The sequence below is a fragment of the Pseudomonas sp. FGI182 genome (assembly GCF_000511325.1).
GTDB classification, from domain to species: domain Bacteria; phylum Pseudomonadota; class Gammaproteobacteria; order Pseudomonadales; family Pseudomonadaceae; genus Aquipseudomonas; species Aquipseudomonas putida_Z.
Window position 1 is genome coordinate 5488204 of record NZ_CP007012.1, and the last position, 19653, is coordinate 5507856.

The 19653-nt window shown below is 62.8% G+C and carries 15 protein-coding genes; 3 read left to right on the forward strand and 12 right to left on the reverse strand.

The annotated features are described in order from the left end of the window. Positions 1–15: 15 nt before the first annotated feature. The 5 genes from C163_RS24160 to hutC form a co-directional block, all read right to left on the reverse strand. Positions 16–1419, reverse strand: coding sequence for an amino acid permease (locus C163_RS24160; protein WP_023663049.1), 1404 nt, complete (start codon positions 1417–1419; stop codon positions 16–18). A 153-nt stretch (positions 1420–1572) separates the two neighbouring features. After that, positions 1573–3105 carry a histidine ammonia-lyase gene (gene hutH, locus C163_RS24165; protein WP_003259868.1) on the reverse strand — a complete coding sequence of 511 codons (1533 nt, stop codon included), beginning with the start codon at positions 3103–3105 and terminating at the stop codon, positions 1573–1575. A 107-nt stretch (positions 3106–3212) separates the two neighbouring features. Continuing rightward, a complete protein-coding gene (gene hutU / locus C163_RS24170) occupies positions 3213–4886 on the reverse strand; it encodes a urocanate hydratase (RefSeq protein WP_013974561.1) in 1674 nt (557 codons plus the stop codon). A 258-nt stretch (positions 4887–5144) separates the two neighbouring features. Next, positions 5145–5717, reverse strand: a complete 573-nt coding sequence (locus tag C163_RS24175) for a HutD family protein (RefSeq protein ID WP_025340929.1) — start codon at positions 5715–5717, stop codon at positions 5145–5147. Beyond that, positions 5714–6424, reverse strand: coding sequence for a histidine utilization repressor (hutC, locus tag C163_RS24180; protein WP_013974563.1), 711 nt, complete (start codon positions 6422–6424; stop codon positions 5714–5716). The genes C163_RS24175 and hutC overlap by 4 nt, the downstream gene beginning before the upstream one ends. 145 nt (positions 6425–6569) lie before the next feature. On the opposite strand from hutC, the gene C163_RS24185 reads away from it, so the two are divergent. Then, a complete protein-coding gene (locus C163_RS24185; protein ID WP_025340930.1) occupies positions 6570–7934 on the forward strand; it encodes a formimidoylglutamate deiminase in 1365 nt (454 codons plus the stop codon). Positions 7935–8050: 116 nt separating this feature from the next. On the opposite strand, the gene C163_RS24190 is transcribed toward C163_RS24185, so the two are convergent. From C163_RS24190 to C163_RS24210, 5 genes are all read right to left on the reverse strand, one after another. Beyond that, positions 8051–8623 carry a lipocalin family protein gene (locus C163_RS24190; protein ID WP_025340931.1) on the reverse strand — a complete coding sequence of 191 codons (573 nt, stop codon included), beginning with the start codon at positions 8621–8623 and terminating at the stop codon, positions 8051–8053. Next, positions 8620–8874, reverse strand: coding sequence for an outer membrane protein assembly factor BamE (gene bamE / locus C163_RS24195; protein ID WP_003249234.1), 255 nt, complete (start codon positions 8872–8874; stop codon positions 8620–8622). The genes C163_RS24190 and bamE overlap by 4 nt, the downstream gene beginning before the upstream one ends. 224 nt (positions 8875–9098) lie before the next feature. After that, entirely contained in the window at positions 9099–9695 is a 597-nt protein-coding gene (locus C163_RS24200; RefSeq protein ID WP_013974567.1) for a DUF924 family protein, read from the reverse strand. Between the two features lie 3 nt (positions 9696–9698). Continuing rightward, on the reverse strand, positions 9699–10709 hold the full coding sequence (locus C163_RS24205) for a class 1 fructose-bisphosphatase (RefSeq protein ID WP_025340932.1): 1011 nt from the start codon (positions 10707–10709) through the stop codon (positions 9699–9701). Between the two features lie 254 nt (positions 10710–10963). Next, positions 10964–13414 (reverse strand): glycogen/starch/alpha-glucan phosphorylase, encoded by a 2451-nt coding sequence (locus C163_RS24210; RefSeq protein WP_025340933.1) that lies wholly within the window; start codon positions 13412–13414, stop codon positions 10964–10966. A 185-nt stretch (positions 13415–13599) separates the two neighbouring features. Between C163_RS24210 and C163_RS24215 the strand changes: the two genes are divergently transcribed. Next, entirely contained in the window at positions 13600–14004 is a 405-nt protein-coding gene (locus tag C163_RS24215; RefSeq protein ID WP_003259873.1) for a YkgJ family cysteine cluster protein, read from the forward strand. A gap of 200 nt (positions 14005–14204) precedes the next feature. On the opposite strand, the gene typA is transcribed toward C163_RS24215, so the two are convergent. Then, complete coding sequence (gene typA / locus C163_RS24220) at positions 14205–16025, reverse strand: translational GTPase TypA (RefSeq protein WP_025340934.1); 1821 nt, start codon at positions 16023–16025, stop codon at positions 14205–14207. Between the two features lie 127 nt (positions 16026–16152). Then, entirely contained in the window at positions 16153–17607 is a 1455-nt protein-coding gene (thiI, locus tag C163_RS24225; protein WP_025340935.1) for a tRNA uracil 4-sulfurtransferase ThiI, read from the reverse strand. A gap of 470 nt (positions 17608–18077) precedes the next feature. On the opposite strand from thiI, the gene glnA reads away from it, so the two are divergent. Further along, on the forward strand, positions 18078–19484 hold the full coding sequence (gene glnA / locus C163_RS24230; protein ID WP_025340936.1) for a type I glutamate--ammonia ligase: 1407 nt from the start codon (positions 18078–18080) through the stop codon (positions 19482–19484). Positions 19485–19653: the final 169 nt, after the last annotated feature.

The window sequence follows — 19653 nt, forward strand, 5'->3', positions numbered from 1 at the left end:
CATTGACTCCTGTACTTAGCGGTGCAGTTCGGCCGGTTCCGCTACCGGTTTGCCCTGCCCTGCGCGCGGCTTGCACCACAGCAGGTAGGACGCCACCAGGAACACCACCCAGACCACGCCGACGAGCAGTGCCGCCTGGGTATCCGGGAAGTAACCGAGCACGCCAAAGATGAACACCATGAACGCAATGGCCATGGCCGGGCCGTAAGGCCAGAACGGTACCGGGAACTGTAGCTGGGCCACTTGTTCACGGCTCATGCTGCGGCGCATGGCCACTTGGGTGAGCAGGATCATCAGCCACACCCACACGGTGGCGAAGGTAGCGATCGAGGCGATCAGCAGGAACACGTTCTCCGGGATCAGGTAGTTGAGCAGCACGCCGATCAGCAGCGCAGCACCCATCACCACCACGGTCATCCACGGCACGCCGTGCTTCGACAGCTTGCTGAAGCCGCGCGGAGCGTGGCCTTGCTGGGCCAGGCCGTACATCATGCGGCCGGCGCCGAAGATGTCGCTGTTGATGGCCGAGATCGCGGCGGAAATCACCACGATGTTCAGCACCGCGGCGGCAGAGCCGATGCCCAGGTTACTGAAGATCTGCACGAACGGGCTGCCCTGGCTGCCGATTTGCGGCCATGGGAACAGGCACATCAGCACGAACAGGGTGAGCACGTAGAACAGCAGGATGCGCAGCGGCACGGCGTTGATCGCCTTGGGGATGACCCGCTGCGGGTCCTTGGCCTCACCGGCGGTGACGCCGATGATCTCGATACCGCCGAACGCGAACATCACCACGGCAAAGGAGGCGATCAGGCCGCCCACGCCATTGGGCATGAAGCCGCCGTGGTCGAACAGGTTGCTGACACCCACGGCCTGCCCGGTGCCTACCTGGCTGAAGCCGAAGGCCATGATACCGAGGCCGGCCAGGATCATCGCCACGATGGCGCCGACCTTGAGCAGCGACAGCCAGAATTCCATTTCGCCAAAGACCTTGACGTTGCACAGGTTGAGGCCGCCGATCAGGAAGACGATGCCCAGCACCCAGATCCAGCGGGCCACTTCCGGGAACCAGAAGCCCATGTAGATACCGAAGGCAGTGACGTCGGCGATGGCGACGATGACCATCTCGAAGGCGTAGGTCCAGCCGAGGATGAAGCCGGCCATGGGGCCGAGGTAGGTGCTGGCGTAGTGGCCGAACGAGCCGGCGACCGGGTTGTGCACAGCCATTTCGCCGAGGGCGCGCATGACCATGAACACGGCGGCGCCGCCGATCAGGTAGGCCAGCAGCACGGCCGGGCCGGCCATCTGGATGGCCGAGGCGGAACCGTAGAACAGCCCGGTGCCGATGGCGGAACCGAGGGCCATGAAACGGATGTGGCGGGCACTTAGCCCGCGCTTTAGACCTTGAGCTTGTTGCATGTCACGTCCTTAAATTGTTTTTGTGGTCGTGAGATCGAGGGGGGCTGCCTTGCAGCCCTTTCGCAGCACAAGGCTGCTCCTACAAGGGAGCGCGTCGCCTTTGTAGGAGCAGCCTTGTGCTGCGAATGGGCCGCACAGCGGCCCTTGGGGGCATTACAGGCTTGGCAGCACACCAGCCGGCAGCAGGCCGGTCAGGCGACCCTTGGCCAACAGTTCCACGGCCTTTTCGATGTCGGGCGCGAAGAAACGGTCACGGTCGTAGTGCGGCACTTCGCTGCGCAGCGCCTGGCGCGCCTGCTCCAGCTTGGCCGAGGTCTTCAGGCCCTTGCGCAGGTCCAGGCCCTGGCAGGCGCCCAGCCATTCGATGGCCAGCACGCCACGGGTGTTTTCGGCCATTTCCCACAGGCGCTTGCCGGCTGCCGGGGCCATCGACACGTGGTCTTCCTGGTTGGCCGAGGTCGGCAGGCTGTCGACACTGTGCGGGTGCGACAGGGCCTTGTTCTCGCTGGCCAGGGCAGCAGCGGTGACCTGAGCGATCATGAAGCCCGAGTTGACCCCACCGTTTTCCACCAGGAACGGCGGCAGCTGGGACATGTGCTTGTCCATCATCAGCGAGATACGGCGCTCGCTGAGCGAACCGATTTCGGCAATGGCCAGGGCGATGTTGTCGGCGGCCATGGCCACCGGCTCGGCGTGGAAGTTGCCGCCGGAAATCACGTCACCTTCGGCAGCGAACACCAGCGGGTTGTCCGACACGGCGTTGGCTTCGATGCCCAGTACCTCGGCGGCCTGGCGCAGCTGGGTCAGGCAGGCGCCCATGACCTGCGGCTGGCAGCGCAGCGAGTACGGGTCCTGGACCTTGTCGCAGTTCTTGTGCGACAGCGACACTTCGCTGGAGTCGCCCAGCAGGTCACGGAAACAGGCAGCAGTGTCGATCTGACCGCGCTGGCCACGCACTTCGTGGATGCGCGCATCGAACGGCGAGCGCGAGCCCAGCGCGGCTTCGACGCTCAGACCGCCGCAGGCGATGGCAGCGGCGTACAGGTCTTCGCCCTGGAACAGGCCACGCAGGGCATAGGCGGTGGACGCCTGGGTGCCGTTGAGCAGGGCCAGGCCCTCCTTGGCGGCCAGGGTCAGCGGCTCGAGGCCGGCCACGGCCAGGGCTTCGGTAGCTGGCAGCCACTGGCCCTTGTAGCGGGCCTTGCCTTCACCCAGCAGCACCAGCGACATGTGCGCCAGCGGGGCGAGGTCGCCGGAGGCGCCCACCGAGCCCTTCAGCGGGATGTGCGGGTAGACTTCGGCGTTGACCAAGGCGATCAGCGCGTCGATGACCTTGCGACGGATGCCGGAGAAGCCACGGCTGAGGCTGTTGATCTTCAGCACCATGATCAGCCGCACCAGGTCGTCATCCAGCGGCGCGCCGACACCGGCGGCGTGGGACAGCACCAGCGAGCGCTGCAGGTTTTCCAGGTCGTGGCTGGCGATGCGGGTCGAGGCCAGCAGGCCGAAACCGGTGTTGATGCCGTAGGCGGTACGGTCTTCGGCAATGATCTGCTCGACGCAGGCAACGCTGGCGTCGATGGCCGGCGCGGCGCTGGCGTCCAGTTGCAGGCGCACGGGCGCGGCATGGATGGCGCGCAGCTGGGCCAGGGTCAGGGTGCCGGGCTTGAGGGTCAATTCGGTCACTTCACTACTCCAATCGCGTGGAGCCGCAGGCCCGTTTGTGAGTGCCTGCGTGCTCCTTCTTGTTGTTCAGTATCACCCCTTGTGGGGTGCGATCCAAAGCGTGGCGATCAGCCAGTGATCATCGGCAGGTCCAGGCCCTGCTCCTTGGCGCACTCGATGGCGATGTCGTAACCGGCATCGGCATGACGCATTACACCGGTCCCTGGGTCGTTGGTCAGCACGCGAGCGATACGCTCGGCGGCTTCATCGGTACCGTCGCAGACGATGACCATGCCAGAGTGCTGGGAGAAGCCCATGCCCACGCCACCACCGTGGTGCAGCGAAACCCAGGTAGCACCGCCGGCGGTGTTCAGCAGGGCGTTGAGCAGCGGCCAGTCGGAGACAGCGTCGGAACCGTCGCGCATGGCTTCGGTTTCACGGTTGGGGCTGGACACCGAACCGGAGTCCAGGTGGTCACGGCCGATCACGATCGGTGCCGACAGCTCGCCGCTGCGTACCATTTCGTTGAACGCCAGGCCCAGCTTGGCGCGCAGGCCCAGGCCAACCCAGCAGATACGTGCCGGCAGGCCCTGGAAGCTGATGCGCTCGCGAGCCATGTCCAGCCAGCGGTGCAGGTGGGCGTCGTCGGGGATCAGTTCCTTGACCTTGGCGTCGGTCTTGTAGATGTCTTCGGCATCACCGGACAGCGCCGCCCAGCGGAACGGGCCGATGCCACGGCAGAACAGCGGGCGGATGTAGGCCGGCACAAAGCCCGGGAAGTCGAAGGCATTGGCCACGCCTTCTTCCTTGGCCATCTGGCGGATGTTGTTGCCGTAGTCGAAGGTCGGGACACCCTGCTTCTGGAAGTCGAGCATGGCTTGCACGTGCACGGCCATCGACTGCTTGGCGGCCTTGACCACTGCGGCCGGCTCGGTCTGCGCGCGGTCGCGGTACTGTTCCCAGGTCCAGCCGGCTGGCAGGTAACCGTTCAGCGGGTCGTGGGCGCTGGTCTGGTCGGTGACCATGTCCGGGCGCACGCCACGCTTTACCAGCTCTGGCAGGATTTCGGCAGCGTTGCCGTGCAGGGCGATGGAGATGGCCTTGCCTTCGGCGGTGTACTTGGCAATGCGTGCCAGGGCGTCGTCGAGGTCAGTGGCCTGCTCGTCGACGTAGCGGGTTTCCAGACGGAAGTCGATGCGGCTCTGCTGGCATTCGATGTTCAGCGAGCAGGCACCGGCCAGGGTGGCGGCCAGTGGCTGGGCGCCGCCCATGCCGCCCAAGCCGGCGGTCAGTACCCACTTGCCTTTCAGGCTGCCGCCGTAATGCTGGCGACCGGCTTCGACGAAGGTTTCGTAGGTGCCCTGGACGATGCCCTGGCTGCCGATGTAGATCCAGCTGCCGGCGGTCATCTGGCCGTACATGGCCAGGCCCTTGGCGTCCAGTTCGTTGAAGTGTTCCCAGTTGGCCCAGTGCGGCACCAGGTTGGAGTTGGCGATCAGTACGCGCGGGGCGTTGCTGTGGGTCTTGAACACGCCGACCGGCTTGCCCGACTGCACCAGCAGGGTTTCGTCGTCTTCCAGGCGGGTCAGGGTCTCGACGATCTTGTCGTAGCACGCCCAGTTACGGGCAGCGCGGCCGATACCGCCGTACACCACCAGTTCTTTCGGGTTTTCCGCGACCTGTGGATCGAGGTTGTTCATCAGCATGCGCAGTGGCGCTTCGGTCAGCCAGCTTTTGGCAGTCAGCTTGTTGCCACGTGGGGCACGGATTTCAACGTCACGGTATTTGTTGTTGTCGGTCACGGGAAAGGTCCTCTGCGGTCGTCCGCGGGCGGGTATGTCGTGGTAGATATACAAACACACCTTTACTTGTATGTACAAGCATGGACAACCAAAATAATCGGACTTTTCCGCTGAGCGGCCAAAAAAACTGGGGCCGCTACGCGACCCTTTCGCGACACAAGGCCGCTCCTACAGGGGACCGCGCCAGCCAAAGCATGCGCGGTGCGTGTAGGAGCGGCCTTGCGTCGCGAAAGGGTCGCGTAGCGGCCCCCGACTATCTCAACGTGAAACGAGTTCGATCAGGCAGAACCGCCCCTGCACATCCAACCCCAGCAACTGGTCATTGCCCTCCAGCCGCAGGCAGTCATACAACCCCAACCGCTGCGTCTCGCGCCCGGCAATGCCAACCTCGACCTGATTGCTGGCAGCGAACAGCAACACCGTCGACGCCGAGCTGTACAAGCGGCTGGTGCCACCGAACCACTGCAACCGCGCCCGGTAGCGCTGCGGTGCGTAGATCAGGTTGAAATCGCGGATCGCCCCACCCAGCAGCTTGCAGCTGACCTGACTCTCGCCACTGAAGGCGAAGGCATCGAACGGCAGCAACGGCCTGCTGGCCTGGCCGTCGACCAGCAGGCGCATGCCGTCACCTTGCAGCACGGTGATGATCCGCTGGTAGCCGGCGAAGGTGGAAAACCCGCCGGACTCCTCGATATCGGCAATCGACAAGCGCCAGCCAAAGCCGTCCAGGCCTTCGCCACTGTCGCGGGTAATCTCTTCGGTGAAACCGCCACCGTTCTTCCACGGCATGCGCGGGTAGCCCTGCGCACGCAACAACTGCAGCTGACTCATTTACTGAAACGTCCTTCCAGGCGATGACGGGAACCGGGGTGGATCAGCCGCGCGGCGGTCACTGGCTGGCGGCCAGACCAGGTGCGACGGCGGATCAGCAGGCAAGGCTCGCCCCGCTCGATCTGCAACAGGCGGCATTCTTCCGGCTCGGCCAGGATTGCCTCGACCACGTGCTCACCCTCGGTCAGCGGCGCCACCTGCGACAGGTAGGCGTAAGGCGTCTGCCGGGTGAAGTCCTGCTTGAGGTAGTCGGGGGCAATCGCCGCATTGACGTAGCGATCCTCGATCTGCACCGGCACGCCGTTCTCGAAATGCACGATCAGCGAGTGGAACACCCGTTGGCCTTCGCGCATGTCCAGGGCCAGGGCCCGCTCGGAACCGGCCGTTTCCTCGGTGAGGGTGATCACCTGGCAGCTATGCTGGTGGCCACGCGCGGCAATTTCGTCGGCGATGTTGTTGACCTCGAACAGCGCCGAACGCCCCTTGGGCTCGGCCACGAAGGTACCGACCCCTTGCATGCGCACCAGCAGGCCTTCGGCGGTAAGTTCGCGCAGGGCGCGGTTGATGGTCATGCGGCTGAAGCCCAGCTCGCTGACCAGTTCGCTCTCCGAGGGCACTCGGTGATGCGGTGGCCAGCTGCCGTTGTCGATCTGCTGGATGATCATCTGTTTGACCCGGGCGTACAGCGGAGCCGGGCCCTCGCCCATCTGGGCAACCAGCGCGGAGACAGGTGGTGTCGGCACGGCGTTGGATCCTTGTGCAAATGGAATGAGCGGTAGCTTGCCGCAGTTTACCCGGCAGGCAAACGCCTGTATATGTATATACAAGTTAACAATAACAGGATTTTCACCGATGTCCGCCTACTTCACCGAACGCGCCCTGCTGCCCACGGGCTGGGCCAGCCATGTCCGCATCGAGGTCACCAGTGATGGCCATGTGGCCCGCATCGAACCAGGTGCCTCGGCGGAAGGCGCCGAGCGGCTGGCCGGCCCGCTGCTGCCCGGCATGCCCAACCTGCACTCGCATGCCTTCCAGCGCGCCATGGCAGGGCTGGCGGAAGTCGCCGGCAACCCCAACGACAGTTTCTGGACCTGGCGCGACCTGATGTATCGCCTGGTCGGCCAGATCAGCCCGGAGCAGCTGCAGGTCATCGCCCGTCAGCTTTACATCGAGATGCTCAAGGCCGGCTACACCTCGGTCGCCGAGTTCCACTACGTGCACCATGACCAGGCCGGCAAGGCCTACGCCGACCCGGCCGAACTGTCCCGCCGCATCAGCGCGGCTGCAGCCGACAGCGGCATTGGCCTGACCTTGCTGCCGGTGCTGTACAGCCACGCAGGTTTCGGCGGCCAAGCCCCGAATGACGGGCAACGGCGCTTCATCAACTCCACCGAACAATACCTGCAACTGCAAGCGCAGCTGGCCCCGCTGCTGGCCGCGCAACCCGCGCAGCAACTGGGTTTGTGCTTCCATTCGCTGCGCGCGGTGACGCCCGGGCAGATCGCCGAAGTGCTGGCAGCCAGCGACAAGCAGTGCCCGGTGCATATCCATATCGCCGAGCAGCAGAAGGAAGTCGACGACTGCCTGGCCTGGAGCGGCCTGCGCCCGTTGCAGTGGCTGTACGAGCACGTGGACGTGAACCCACGCTGGTGCCTGGTGCATGCCACCCATGCCGAGCCGGATGAAGTCACCGCCATGGCCCGCAGTGGCGCGGTAGCCGGGCTGTGCCTGACCACCGAGGCCAACCTGGGCGACGGGATTTTCCCGGCAGTGGACTACCTGGCGCAGGGTGGGCGCATGGGCATTGGTTCGGACAGCCATGTGTCGCTGAGCGTGGTGGAGGAACTGCGCTGGTTGGAATACGGCCAGCGGCTGCGCGACCAGCGGCGTAACCGCCTGTATCGCGGCGACCAGCCGATGGTCGGGCGCACGCTGTATGACGCTGCCCTGGCGGGCGGCGCGCAGGCGCTGGGGCAGACGGTCGGGGAACTGGCCGTGGGCAAGCGCGCCGACTGGCTGGTGCTCGATGGGCAGGACCCTTACATCGCCATGGCCGATGGAGATGCGATTCTCAACCGCTGGCTGTTTGCCGGGGGCGATCGCCAGGTGCGGGATGTGATGGTGAATGGGCAGTGGGTGGTGCGCCAGGGGCGGCATGCGCAGGAAGAGCAAAGCCGGTTGGCGTTTGCCGAGGTGTTGCGACAGCTGTTGGGGTGAGTTCATTGGGGCCGCTTTGCGGCCCATCGCGACACAAGGCCGCTCCTACAGGAATGTGCGTTCCCCTGTAGGAGCGGCCTTGTGTCGCGATGGGCTGCAAAGTAGCCCCCAGAAATTCAGTGCCTCTTGACGATCTGCTGGTCCGAAGCACGCCAGATCAGTCGGTTGGTGTCATACCCCTGCTGCCGGGCCTTGGACATCAGGTTCTCGCGCTCCCAGGCAGGTAGCGTCGGCGTACGCGACAGGATCCACAAGTGCTTGCGGTCCGGGCTGCCGACCACCGCCGTGCGGTAGCGATCATCCACATAAAGAATCCAGTACTCGCCCCTCGCCACCCCTGGCACCAGCTTGGTGAACCAGTTGTCGAACTCGACCCACAACTTGTCGGTGTGTCCCGGCTCCTGGATGTTCGCATGCCCTTCGGCGCGCAGCCATTCGTCACCCATGGTGCGGCAGCGGTTGAGCACGCCGAGGCTACCATCGAGCCGGAGGTTGTAGTGCGCTTCGGACTGCTCGCAGCCGGTCTGGTAGCGCATCGGCAGGCGCGCCAGCTCGTACCATTTGCCTTGGTAGCGCTTGAGGTCGATGTTGCCCGCGGTTTTCGGCGCCAGCGGGTCATGCACGGAGCCGGCACAACCGCCCAGCAGCAACGCCAGGCATACCCCCATCAGCAGATACAGGTGCCTCATTTGAGACCCTGCCCTGAATACATGAGCACCTTGTCAGCCGCGTATTGCACACTGATGAAGCTCTTCTCGTCCCCCCAGGTGCAGCTGCTCATCCCCAGCGCACCAGAGCACTCGGTCGGCGTGCCGAGCAGCTGCTCGACCTCGGCCTTGTTCATACCGGCCTTGATCTTGGAATAGTTTTCCTGGTTGATCTTGCTGCAGGCAGTCAGGACGACGCACAGCGACAACAGGGCGAGGGAACGCAACGACATGAAGGACACTCCTGGAGAGGGGATACAGGCGAGTGGCCTGCAGTGACCTTCGACGGTAAAAACCCTCCCAGGTTCCCTGACCTCCCTCCTCTACCCCTACGCCATTGGTCGGATGGCCACTACTGTGCGATTAATCACAAAGAATTACCCCGCCCAAACAAAAAGGCCGCTCCGTGAAGGAGCGGCCTTGCGTCGCGACGGCCTGCGCAGCAGGCCACGAAACCTTAGAACCTGGACCCAGGCTCCAGCAAAAAGTCCATCTCTTCGCTGGTACTCGGCCGCTCCAGCACCAGGTTGCGGTGCGGGAAGCGCCCGAAACGGGCAATTACCCGCTGGTGCTGCTCGGCGTAGTCGAGGAAGCCTTCGAACAACCGGCGGTTGGCTTCGGGCTGCTCGTCCAGCAGCACCTGGTAGCGCTCGACGCACAGGTTCTGCCAGTCCAGCACCTCGGCATGCTCCAGCACCAGCAGCACGAACACCCGCTGGATCGGCAACAGCTGGTAATCCCAGTTTTTCTGCAAACCCTGCATCGCCACCACCTGGGCACGCCGGTCACCCTCGAAGGCACGCGGCGTGTCGCGGTAGATCATGCGCGGCAGCTGGTCCAGCAGGATCAGCAGGCCCAGCCAGCCCTGCGGGCTTTGCTGCCACTCGTCGAGCCCACCCGCCAGGGCATGCTCGACCAGGTCGCCAAACAGCGCATGGGCGTCGGCATCATGATGCTTGCCGAACCACAGCGTGCTCTTCTCGTCAGCCACGGCCTGGGGACTGGTGCCCCAACCGAACCACCACTCCAGCAACGGCTGCCAAGGTGCGAGCATGACTTACTCCTTGTGGTAGGCGGTGACGCGCTCGACCTCTTCCTTCGAGCCGAGGATTACCGACACACGCTGGTGCAGGCTTTCTGGCTGGATGTCGAGGATGCGATCGTAACCGTTGGTGGAGGCGCCGCCGGCCTGTTCGATGATGAAGGACATCGGGTTGGCTTCGTACATCAGGCGCAGTTTGCCCGGCTTGCTCGGCTCGCGGGCGTCACGTGGGTACATGAACAGGCCGCCACGGGTCAGGATGCGGTGTACGTCGGCCACCATCGAGGCGATCCAGCGCATGTTGTAGTTCTTCTTCAGCGGGCCGGTCTCGCCTGCCAGCAGTTCGCCCACGTAGCGCTGAACCGGGGCTTCCCAGTGGCGCTGGTTGGACATGTTGATGGCGAACTCTGCGGTGCTTTCCGGCACGCGGATGTTTTCGTGGGTGAGGACGAAGCTGCCCAGTTCGCGGTCCAGGGTGAAGCCCTTGACGCCGTTGCCCAGGGTCAGGATCAGCATGGTCTGCGGGCCGTAGATTGCGTAACCGGCGGCGACCTGCTGGGTGCCTGGCTGCAGGAAGGCATTTTCGTTCAGGGTTTCGTTCTGGCTCAGGTATTCGTTAGGGCAACGCAGTACCGAGAAGATGGTGCCGACCGAAACGTTGACGTCGATGTTGGACGAGCCGTCCAGCGGGTCGAAGACCAGCAGGTAGGCGCCTTTCGGGTACTTGCCCGGGATCTGGTAGGCGTTGTCCATTTCTTCGGAAGCCATGCCGGCCAGGTGGCCGCCCCACTCGTTGGCTTCCAGCAGGATATCGTTGGAAATCACGTCCAGTTTCTTCTGGACTTCGCCCTGCACGTTTTCAGTGCCCATGCTGCCCAGCACACCACCAAGGGCGCCTTTTGACACGTGATGGCTGATTTCCTTGCACGCACGCGCCACCACTTCGATCAGGAAGCGCAGATCGGCAGGGGTATTGTTGCTGCGGGTCTGCTCAATCAGATAGCGACTCAGGGTAACGCGGGACATGTATGGCTCCGAAAGGATTGGGGGGATAAAAACCCCCGCAGTTTACAGGGAGAGTTGCGGGCTAGCGAGTGATGAGACTCGCCACGGCTCTCAGACGGCACAATAGGTCGGTAGTTCAGCGCGCGCCAGGCCGGTGGTCGGAGTGAGGCCCATTCGCGGGTGAACCCGCTCCCACAGGATCTTCACAAGATTCAGGGCCTGTGCAGTCCCTGTGGGAGCGGGTTTACCCGCGAAGAGGCCGGCACAGGCCTACCTCAATCCAGCGCCTTCCAGATCTCGCTGGCATATTCCCGAATGGTCCGGTCCGAGGAGAACCAGCCCATCCGCGCGGTATTCAGCACCGCCATGCGCCACCATTCCTGCGGCGTGTGCCACAGCTCCTCGACCCGTCGCTGGGCATCCCAGTAGGCATCGAAATCGGCACACACCAGGAAGCGGTCATGAGCCACCAGCCCGTCGATCAGCGCGCTGTAGCGCGACGGGTCGTCCGGTGAGAACACCCCGCTGCGAACAGCCTGCAACACGTCGTTCAAGCGGCTGGACGCGGCAATCGCCGCACTGGCGCCAAAGTCCCCGTCGCGCCGTCTGGCCTCCACCTGCTGCGCGGTAAGGCCGAAGATGAACATGTTTTCGGTACCCACCTGCTCGCTCATCTCGACGTTGGCACCATCCAGGGTGCCGATGGTCAGCGCGCCGTTCAGGCCGAACTTCATGTTGCTGGTGCCGGAGGCTTCGTAACCGGCGGTGGAAATCTGCTCGGAAAGGTCCGCCGCCGGGATGATGCTTTCAGCCAGGCTGACGTTGTAGTTGGGCAGGAATACCACCTTCAGCAGGCCGCGCACGGTCGGGTCGTTGTTCACCACCCGGGCAATGTCGTTGGCCAGCTTGATGATCAGCTTGGCCTGGTGATAGCTGGCCGCGGCCTTGCCGGCGAAGATCTTCACCCGCGGCACCCAGTCGGTACCGGGGTCGTTGCGCATCGCCTGGTACAGCGCCACGGTGTGCAGCAGGTTGAGCAACTGGCGCTTGTATTCGTGGATGCGCTTGACCTGCACATCGAACAGCGCTTCGGGGTTCACCGTAACGCCCAGGCGGTCCTGGATGATGCTGGCCAGGGCACGCTTGCTGTGCAGGCGCTGCGCGGCGAACTGCTTGCGGAAGCCGCTCTTGTCGGCGAACGGCACCAGATTGACCAGGCGCCCTTCCGGATCGTCCAGCAACTCAGGGCCCAACGCCTCGACCAGCATGGCGGTCAGCTGCGGGTTGGACTGGTACAGCCAGCGGCGGAAGGTAATGCCGTTGGTCTTGTTGTTGATCCGTTGCGGGTAGAGCTTGTGCAGCTCGGAGAACACCGTGCTTTTCATCAGCTTGCTGTGCAGCGCCGACACACCGTTGACGCTGTGCGAACCGAGGAACGCCAGGTTGCCCATGCGCACTCGGCGGCCGTTGTCTTCTTCGATCAGCGACACGGCCCGCAGCACATCGAAGTCGTGCAGGCCTTTCGCCCGCAGCGCGTCGATGTGGTAGGCGTTGATCAGGTAGATGATCTGCATGTGCCGCGGCAGCATGCGTTCCATCAGCGCCACCGGCCAGGTTTCCAGGGCTTCGGGCAGCAAGGTGTGGTTGGTGTAGGCCAGGGTGCCGACGGTCAGCTCCCAGGCGGTATCCCAAGGGATTTCATGCTGGTCGACCAGCAGGCGCATCAGCTCGGCCACGGCGATCGACGGGTGGGTGTCGTTGAGCTGGATGGCCGCCGCATCCGGCAGGTTGAGCAGGTTGTCGTGCATGTTCAGGTGGCGGCGCAGCAGGTCCTGCAACGAAGCCGAGACGAAGAAGTACTCCTGGCGCAGGCGCAGCTCCTGGCCCGCCTCGGTGCTATCGGCCGGGTACAGCACCCGCGAAATGCTTTCGGCCCGCGCCACCTCGGCTACCGCACCCAGGTGGTCACCGGCATTGAAGCGTTCCAGGTGCAGCTCTTCCAGCGCCCGCGCACGCCACAGGCGCAGGGTATTCACGCTGGCCCCGCGCCAACCGACTACCGGGGTGTCATAGGCCACCGCTCGCACGGTCTCGCCCGGCCACCACACCTGGCGCTGCTGGCCGTGGGTGTCGTGCACCGTTTCGACGCTCCCGCCAAAGCTGATCGGGTAGATCACCTCCGCGCGCTCGAACTCCCAGGGGTTGCCGAAGTCCAGCCAGTTCTCGGTCTGCTCCTGCTGCCAGCCATCAACCATGGCCTGGCGAAACAGCCCGTGCTCGTAGCGGATGCCATAACCGTGAGCAGCGATGCCCAGGGTCGACATGCTCTCCATGAAGCACGCCGCCAGGCGGCCCAGGCCACCGTTGCCCAGCGCGGCATCGGGCTCGAGCAGGCGGATGCGCTCCAGGTCCACGTCCAGCCCTTCCAGTGCATCGCGGGCAATGTCGAGCAGGCCCAGGTTGCTCAGGCTGTCGTACAGCAAGCGGCCGATGAGGAATTCGAGGGAAAGGTAATAGACCCGCTTCTGGCTGCGGCGATAAGCCTGGCGGGTGTGGTCCATCCAGTGATCGACCATGTGATCGCGCGCGGCCAGTGCAATGGCTTCGAACCAGTCGTGGTCGAAAGCGTGCTCCGGGTCCTTGCCGACCGCATAGGTCAGCTTGTCCAGTACAGCGGCGCGAAATTCGGCCACCTCGGCGTCACGAGCTTTGGGTTCCTGGGACATGCGGCATCCTCGGGCAAGTTGACGAAAGCGGAGGGAGACTGTTGAGCCTAGACCCTTCGACAGGGAGTGACAGTTAGCGTTCGCAGTTTTCATGCCCACTCTGCGATTCCGGCAAAAGGTTGTTCATAAATTGAACAATTCCGGTATGATCGCGCGCCCCAAGACCGTGATACACCCCCATAACGATGAAAACGACCCTGATCGCCGCGGCCGAAGTCGACCGCCTGGAGACCTGGCAGCGCTATACCAGCAACATGTGCCATGGCTGCCATTCGACCTGCTGCACCCTGCCGGTGGAGGTGAAGATCAAGGATCTGATCCGTATCGGCGTGGTCGACGAGTTCGAGAAAGACGAACCGCCGAAGAACATCGCCAAGCGCCTGCAGAAGGACGGCATCATCGAACGCTTCAACCAGAAGTCGGGGATCTTCACCCTGACCCGGATGAGCAATGATGACTGCCTGTACCTGGATCGTAAAAGCCGGCTGTGCACCATTTATGACAAGCGGCCGGATACCTGCCGCAACCACCCCAAGGTCGGGCCGCGGCCGGGGTATTGTGCGTACAAGCCCAAGGTGGTCGGGCGCTGATCCTGCTTTGCATTTGAGATCCTGGGGCTACTTTGCAGCCCTTTCGCGACACAAGGCCGCTCCTACAGGAGATCGCGGTCCCTTGTAGGAGCGGCCTTGTGTCGCGATAGGACGCAAAGCGGCCCCAAAATCTGCAGGCAAACAAAAACGCCCCCGGCCTTTCGACCGGGGGCGTTTTTGTTTCAGCTCAAGCTAGACGATCAAGCCTTGGCTTTCTTGGCAGCGCGGGTACGCTCGCCTTCGTCCAGGATCTTCTTGCGCAGGCGGATCGACTTCGGAGTCACCTCGCACAGCTCGTCGTCCTGGATGAATTCCAGGGCCTGTTCCAGGGTGTGGCGAACCGGCGGTACCAGGGCGATGACTTCGTCTTTGCCCGAAGCACGCATGTTGTCGAGCTTCTTGCCCTTGGTCGGGTTCACGCCCAGGTCGTTGTCACGGCTGTTCAGGCCGATGATCTGACCGTTGTAGATGTCCTGGCCGTGCTCGATGAACAGCTTGCCGCGAGCCTGCAGGGTTTCCAGCGAGTAGGTCAGCGCCTTGCCGGTCTCGATCGAAACCAGTACACCGTTCAGGCGACCAGACATCTGGCCGGCTTTCATGGTGTCGTAGCGATCGAAGATCGAGGTCAGGATGCCGGCACCGTTGGTCAGGGTCAGGAACTGGTTACGGAAACCGATCAGACCACGAGCAGGTACGTTGTACTCCAGACGTACACGGCCCTTGCCATCCGGCGCCATGTTGGTCAGGTCGCCCTTACGCAGGCCCATTTCTTCCATGACCTTGCCCTGGGATTCTTCAGGGATGTCGATGGTGACGTTCTCGAACGGCTCCTGCTTCACGCCGTTGACTTCGCGGATGATCACTTCAGGGCGGCCTACAGCCATCTCGAAGCCTTCACGACGCATGGTTTCGATCAGAACCGACAGGTGCAGCTCACCACGGCCGGAAACCTTGAACTTGTCAGCCGAGTCGCCTTCTTCAACGCGCAGTGCAACGTTGTACAGCAGCTCTTTGTCCAGACGTTCCTTGATGTTACGGCTGGTGACGAACTTGCCTTCCTTGCCGCAGAACGGCGAGTCGTTGACCTGGAAGGTCATCGAAACGGTCGGCTCGTCAACGGTCAGTGGCTTCATCGCCTCGACGTTGTTCATGTCGCACAGGGTGTCGGAGATGAACAGCTCGTCGAAACCGCTGATGCAGACGATGTCGCCAGCCTGGGCTTCTTCAACGTCGACGCGGTGCAGGCCGTGGTGGCCCATCAGCTTGAGGATACGGCCGTTACGCTTCTTGCCTTCGGTGTCGATGGCAACAACCGGGGTGTTCGGCTTGACGCGACCACGGGCGATACGGCCAACGCCGATAACACCGAGGAAGCTGTTGTAGTCCAGAGCGGAGATCTGCATCTGGAACGGGCCATCGACGTCAACGTTCGGCGCCGGTACGTTGTCGACGATCGACTGGTACAGCGGGGTCATGTCTTCGGCCATGTCGGTGTGGTCCAGACCGGCGATGCCGTTCAGGGCCGAGGCGTAGACAACCTGGAAGTCCAGCTGGTCGTCGGTGGCACCGAGGTTGTCGAACAGGTCGAAGATCTGGTCCAGAACCCAGTCAGGACGCGCGCCCGGGCGGTCAACCTTGTTGATCACGACGATCGGCTTCAGGCCAGCTTCGAAAGCCTTCTTGGTCACGAAGCGGGTTTGCGGCATCGGGCCGTCCTGGGCATCGACCAGCAGCAGCACGGAGTCGACCATCGACATTACACGCTCAACCTCGCCACCGAAGTCGGCGTGGCCGGGGGTGTCGACGATGTTGATGTGGTAGCCGTTCCAGTTGATGGCGGTGTTTTTCGCCAGAATGGTAATGCCGCGCTCTTTTTCCTGGTCGTTGGAGTCCATCACGCGCTCGTCGTTGAGCTCGTTACGCTCCAGGGTGCCGGACTGGCGCAGGAGTTTGTCGACCAGGGTGGTTTTACCATGGTCAACGTGGGCGATGATGGCGATGTTACGCAGATTTTCGATCACAACTGTATCTCGATCAGAGGATTCGGTTGCCGCCAGTGTAGGCGGCGAATATGTACGGTTTGAGGCTCAGCGGGCCCGATGGTCGGGAGGGCGATGGCGGATGCTGCCGCCATACAGCCCTGGCGTCTTATGTCGGACGATAAACACGCACATTGGCATGTCCCTCACTGAGCAGGTGGTGTGCGTGCAGACGGCTCATCACACCTTTGTCGCAATACAGCAAGTACTGGCGGTTGGCATCCAGGTGCTTGAACTTGCTGTTGATGGCATAGAACGGCATGGCCTGGACTTCGATACCGTCGAGCACCAGAGGTTCGTCTTCCTGGGCATCGGGGTGACGAATGTCGATGACGATCTGGCCGGGCAGCGCCTCGGTCACTTCCTCGATTTCGATGTCCTTGCCCAGTTCGTCGATCACATGGTCGATGGAGATCAACCGGGCGCGTTCCAGGGCGCGCTCCAGCACGGCCATGTCGAACTGCTTCTCTTCATGCTCCATGCGGTGGCGCTTGGCGTGGGTGGTCGGGTTTACCGAGATCACGCCGCAGTATTCTGGCATGTGCTTGGCGAAGTCGGCAGTGCCGATCGCGTAGGCCTGGTCGATGATGTCCTGCTTGTGGCTGGCCAGCAGCGGGCGCAGCACCAGCTTGTCGGTGGCCGAATCGATGATCGACAGGTTCGGCAGGGTCTGGCTGGACACCTGGGAAATCGCCTCGCCGGTGACCAGCGCGTCGATCTCCAGGCGGTCGGCCATGTGCGCGGCACCGCGCAGCATCATGCGCTTCAGGGTCACACCCATGTAGCTGTTGTCGACCTTGTTGAGGATCTCGCCGACCACTTCCTCGAACGGCACGCTGATGAACAGCACGCGCTGGCTGCTGCCGAACTTCTTCCACAGGTAGTGGGCCACTTCCATCACGCCCAACTCATGGGCACGGCCGCCGAGGTTGAAGAAGCAGAAGTGGGTCATCAGGCCACGGCGCATCATCTGGTAGGCCGCCACGGTGGAGTCGAAGCCGCCGGACATCAGTACCAGGGTCTGCTCCAGGGCGCCCAGCGGGTAGCCGCCGATGCCCTGGTGCTGGTTGTGGATCACGTACAGGCGCTGGTCGCGGATTTCGATGCGCACCAGCACTTCCGGGTTCTTCAGCTCGATGCCGGCTGCGCCGCACTGCTGGCGCAGCTGGCTGCCGACGTAACGATCGACGTCCATCGAGGTGAAGTCGTGGTGGCCGCCGCGCTTGCAGCGCACGGCGAAGTGCTTGCCGGCCAGCAGGTGACCGAAGTGCTGCTTGCACTTGGCGACGATATCGTCGAAGTCGCCGAGCGGGTATTCCTCTACCTGCAGGAAGTGGGTGATACCCGGGGTGCAGGTGAGGCGCTCGATCATCTCGCGCTGGACTTTTTCGTCTTCGACGCGGGTGACCACTTCGAGATTGTCCCAGACACCATCGACCACGAGCTCAGGGTCGAGGTCCTTGAGCACGTTGCGGATGTTCTTGCCGAGCTGGCGGATGAAGCGCTTGCGCACCGGCCGGCTCTTGATGGTGATTTCTGGGAAGACTTTGACGATAAGTTTCATTGGTTAACAGCGCGCGCAGGGCCTGCCGAAAATGAGGGGCGCGAATTATAGCGGAAATTGCTCAGGATTTGACCAACTTTTGTACAGAAGGTCGGATTTATATTGCCTGCGCCGGCCTCATCGCCGGCAAGCCAGCTCCCACAGGCTATCCGCAGCTCTCAAGACGTACGCCCTACCTGTGGGAGCGGGCGAGCCCGCGAAGAGGCCCTCAAAGAAAGCACACAACTCAAGCAATGCACACTATTGGTGCACCGCTACCAAAATTCGCATCTTAAGGGTGCATTTTTACCCGCCAACCCTGCGCCAAATGCCCGCAAACGCCCCCTTTTATCCCGCCCTCGCCATTTTCGGGCACTGGCATGCAATTTGCTCCCTTGTGAGGCAGGTAAGCTTGGCCGACTATCCGCGCCCGGCAACACCCTTTTTCCAGGGCAGCGGCCCACCGCGCTCTAGACCATCCGGAGGACAACATGTCGAAGTCGGTTCAACTCATCAAAGATCATGACGTCAAGTGGATTGATCTGCGTTTCACGGACACCAAAGGCATTCAGCACCACGTGACCATGCCGTCGCGTGATGCGCTGGAAGACGACTTCTTCGAAGTCGGCAAGATGTTCGACGGTTCCTCCATCGCTGGCTGGAAAGGCATCGAAGCTTCCGACATGATCCTGATGCCGGTCGACGAAACTGCCGTACTGGACCCGTTCACCGAAGAGCCAACCCTGATCATCACCTGCGACATCGTCGACCCGTCGAGCATGCAGGGCTACGATCGTGACCCTCGCGCCATCGCCAAGCGCGCCGAAGAGTACCTGAAGAGCACCGGCATCGGTGACACCGTATTCGCAGGCCCGGAGCCAGAGTTCTTCATCTTCGACGAAGTGAAGTTCCAGTCGGACATCTCCGGCTCGATGTTCAAGATCTTCTCCGAGCAAGGCTCGTGGATGACCGGCGCTGACGTGGAAGGCGGCAACAAAGGCCACCGTCCAGGCGTGAAAGGCGGCTACTTCCCGGTTCCGCCGTTCGACCACGACCACGAAATCCGTACCGCCATGTGCAACGCACTGGAAGAAATGGGCCAGACCGTCGAAGTTCACCACCACGAAGTGGCGACTGCCGGCCAGAACGAAATCGGCGTCAAGTTCAACACCCTGGTGAAGAAGGCTGACGAAGTACAGGCACTGAAGTACGTCGTGCACAACGTTGCCGACGCCTACGGCCGTACCGCCACCTTCATGCCGAAGCCTCTGTACGGCGACAACGGCTCGGGCATGCACGTGCACATGTCGATCTGGAAAGACGGCAAGAACACCTTCTCGGGTGAAGGCTATGCCGGCCTGTCCGACACCGCCCTGTACTTCATCGGCGGTATCATCAAGCACGGTAAGGCCCTGAACGGCTTCACCAACCCGTCGACCAACTCCTACAAGCGTCTGGTCCCAGGCTTCGAAGCCCCGGTAATGCTGGCCTACTCGGCTCGCAACCGTTCCGCCTCGATCCGTATTCCTTACGTCGGCAGCCCGAAAGCCCGCCGTATCGAAGCTCGCTTCCCGGACCCATCGGCCAACCCGTACCTGGCCTTCGCGGCCCTGCTGATGGCCGGCCTGGACGGTATCCAGAACAAGATCCACCCAGGCGATGCTGCCGACAAGAACCTGTACGACCTGCCGCCTGAAGAGGCCAAGGACATCCCGCAGGTTTGCGGCAGCCTGAAGGAAGCGCTGGAAGAGCTGGACAAGGGCCGTGCGTTCCTGACCAAGGGCGGCGTGTTCTCCGACGACTTCATCGATGCCTTCATCGAGCTGAAGAGCGAAGAAGAAATCAAGGTCCGCACCTTCGTTCACCCGCTGGAATACGAGCTGTACTACAGCTGCTGATCTGATCGGCGCCTGGCGCCGATGACATGATCACGAACGGCCTCCTTCGGGAGGCCGTTTTCGTTTCTGCACCATACGAAGCCACAGAGACCCCGCCCGTCACGCTATGCTCTATATTGGTGCACAGCTGAACGCCGTGCCCCTATTTGCTCCCCAAACTGGTTCACAT

Bases quoted from the DNA above. Each gene is read 5' to 3' on its own strand.
- C163_RS24160 (WP_023663049.1), bottom strand. From the start codon at position 1,419: ATGCAACAAGCTCAAGGTCTAAAGCGCGGGCTAAGTGCCCGCCACATC.
- C163_RS24175 (WP_025340929.1), bottom strand. From the start codon at position 5,717: ATGAGTCAGCTGCAGTTGTTGCGTGCGCAGGGCTACCCGCGCATGCCG.
- hutC (WP_013974563.1), bottom strand. From the start codon at position 6,424: ATGGGCGAGGGCCCGGCTCCGCTGTACGCCCGGGTCAAACAGATGATC.
- C163_RS24185 (WP_025340930.1), top strand. From the start codon at position 6,570: ATGTCCGCCTACTTCACCGAACGCGCCCTGCTGCCCACGGGCTGGGCC.
- C163_RS24190 (WP_025340931.1), bottom strand. From the start codon at position 8,623: ATGAGGCACCTGTATCTGCTGATGGGGGTATGCCTGGCGTTGCTGCTG.
- bamE (WP_003249234.1), bottom strand. From the start codon at position 8,874: ATGTCGTTGCGTTCCCTCGCCCTGTTGTCGCTGTGCGTCGTCCTGACT.
- C163_RS24200 (WP_013974567.1), bottom strand. From the start codon at position 9,695: ATGCTCGCACCTTGGCAGCCGTTGCTGGAGTGGTGGTTCGGTTGGGGC.
- C163_RS24205 (WP_025340932.1), bottom strand. From the start codon at position 10,709: ATGTCCCGCGTTACCCTGAGTCGCTATCTGATTGAGCAGACCCGCAGC.
- C163_RS24210 (WP_025340933.1), bottom strand. From the start codon at position 13,414: ATGTCCCAGGAACCCAAAGCTCGTGACGCCGAGGTGGCCGAATTTCGC.
- C163_RS24215 (WP_003259873.1), top strand. From the start codon at position 13,600: ATGAAAACGACCCTGATCGCCGCGGCCGAAGTCGACCGCCTGGAGACC.
- thiI (WP_025340935.1), bottom strand. From the start codon at position 17,607: ATGAAACTTATCGTCAAAGTCTTCCCAGAAATCACCATCAAGAGCCGG.
- glnA (WP_025340936.1), top strand. From the start codon at position 18,078: ATGTCGAAGTCGGTTCAACTCATCAAAGATCATGACGTCAAGTGGATT.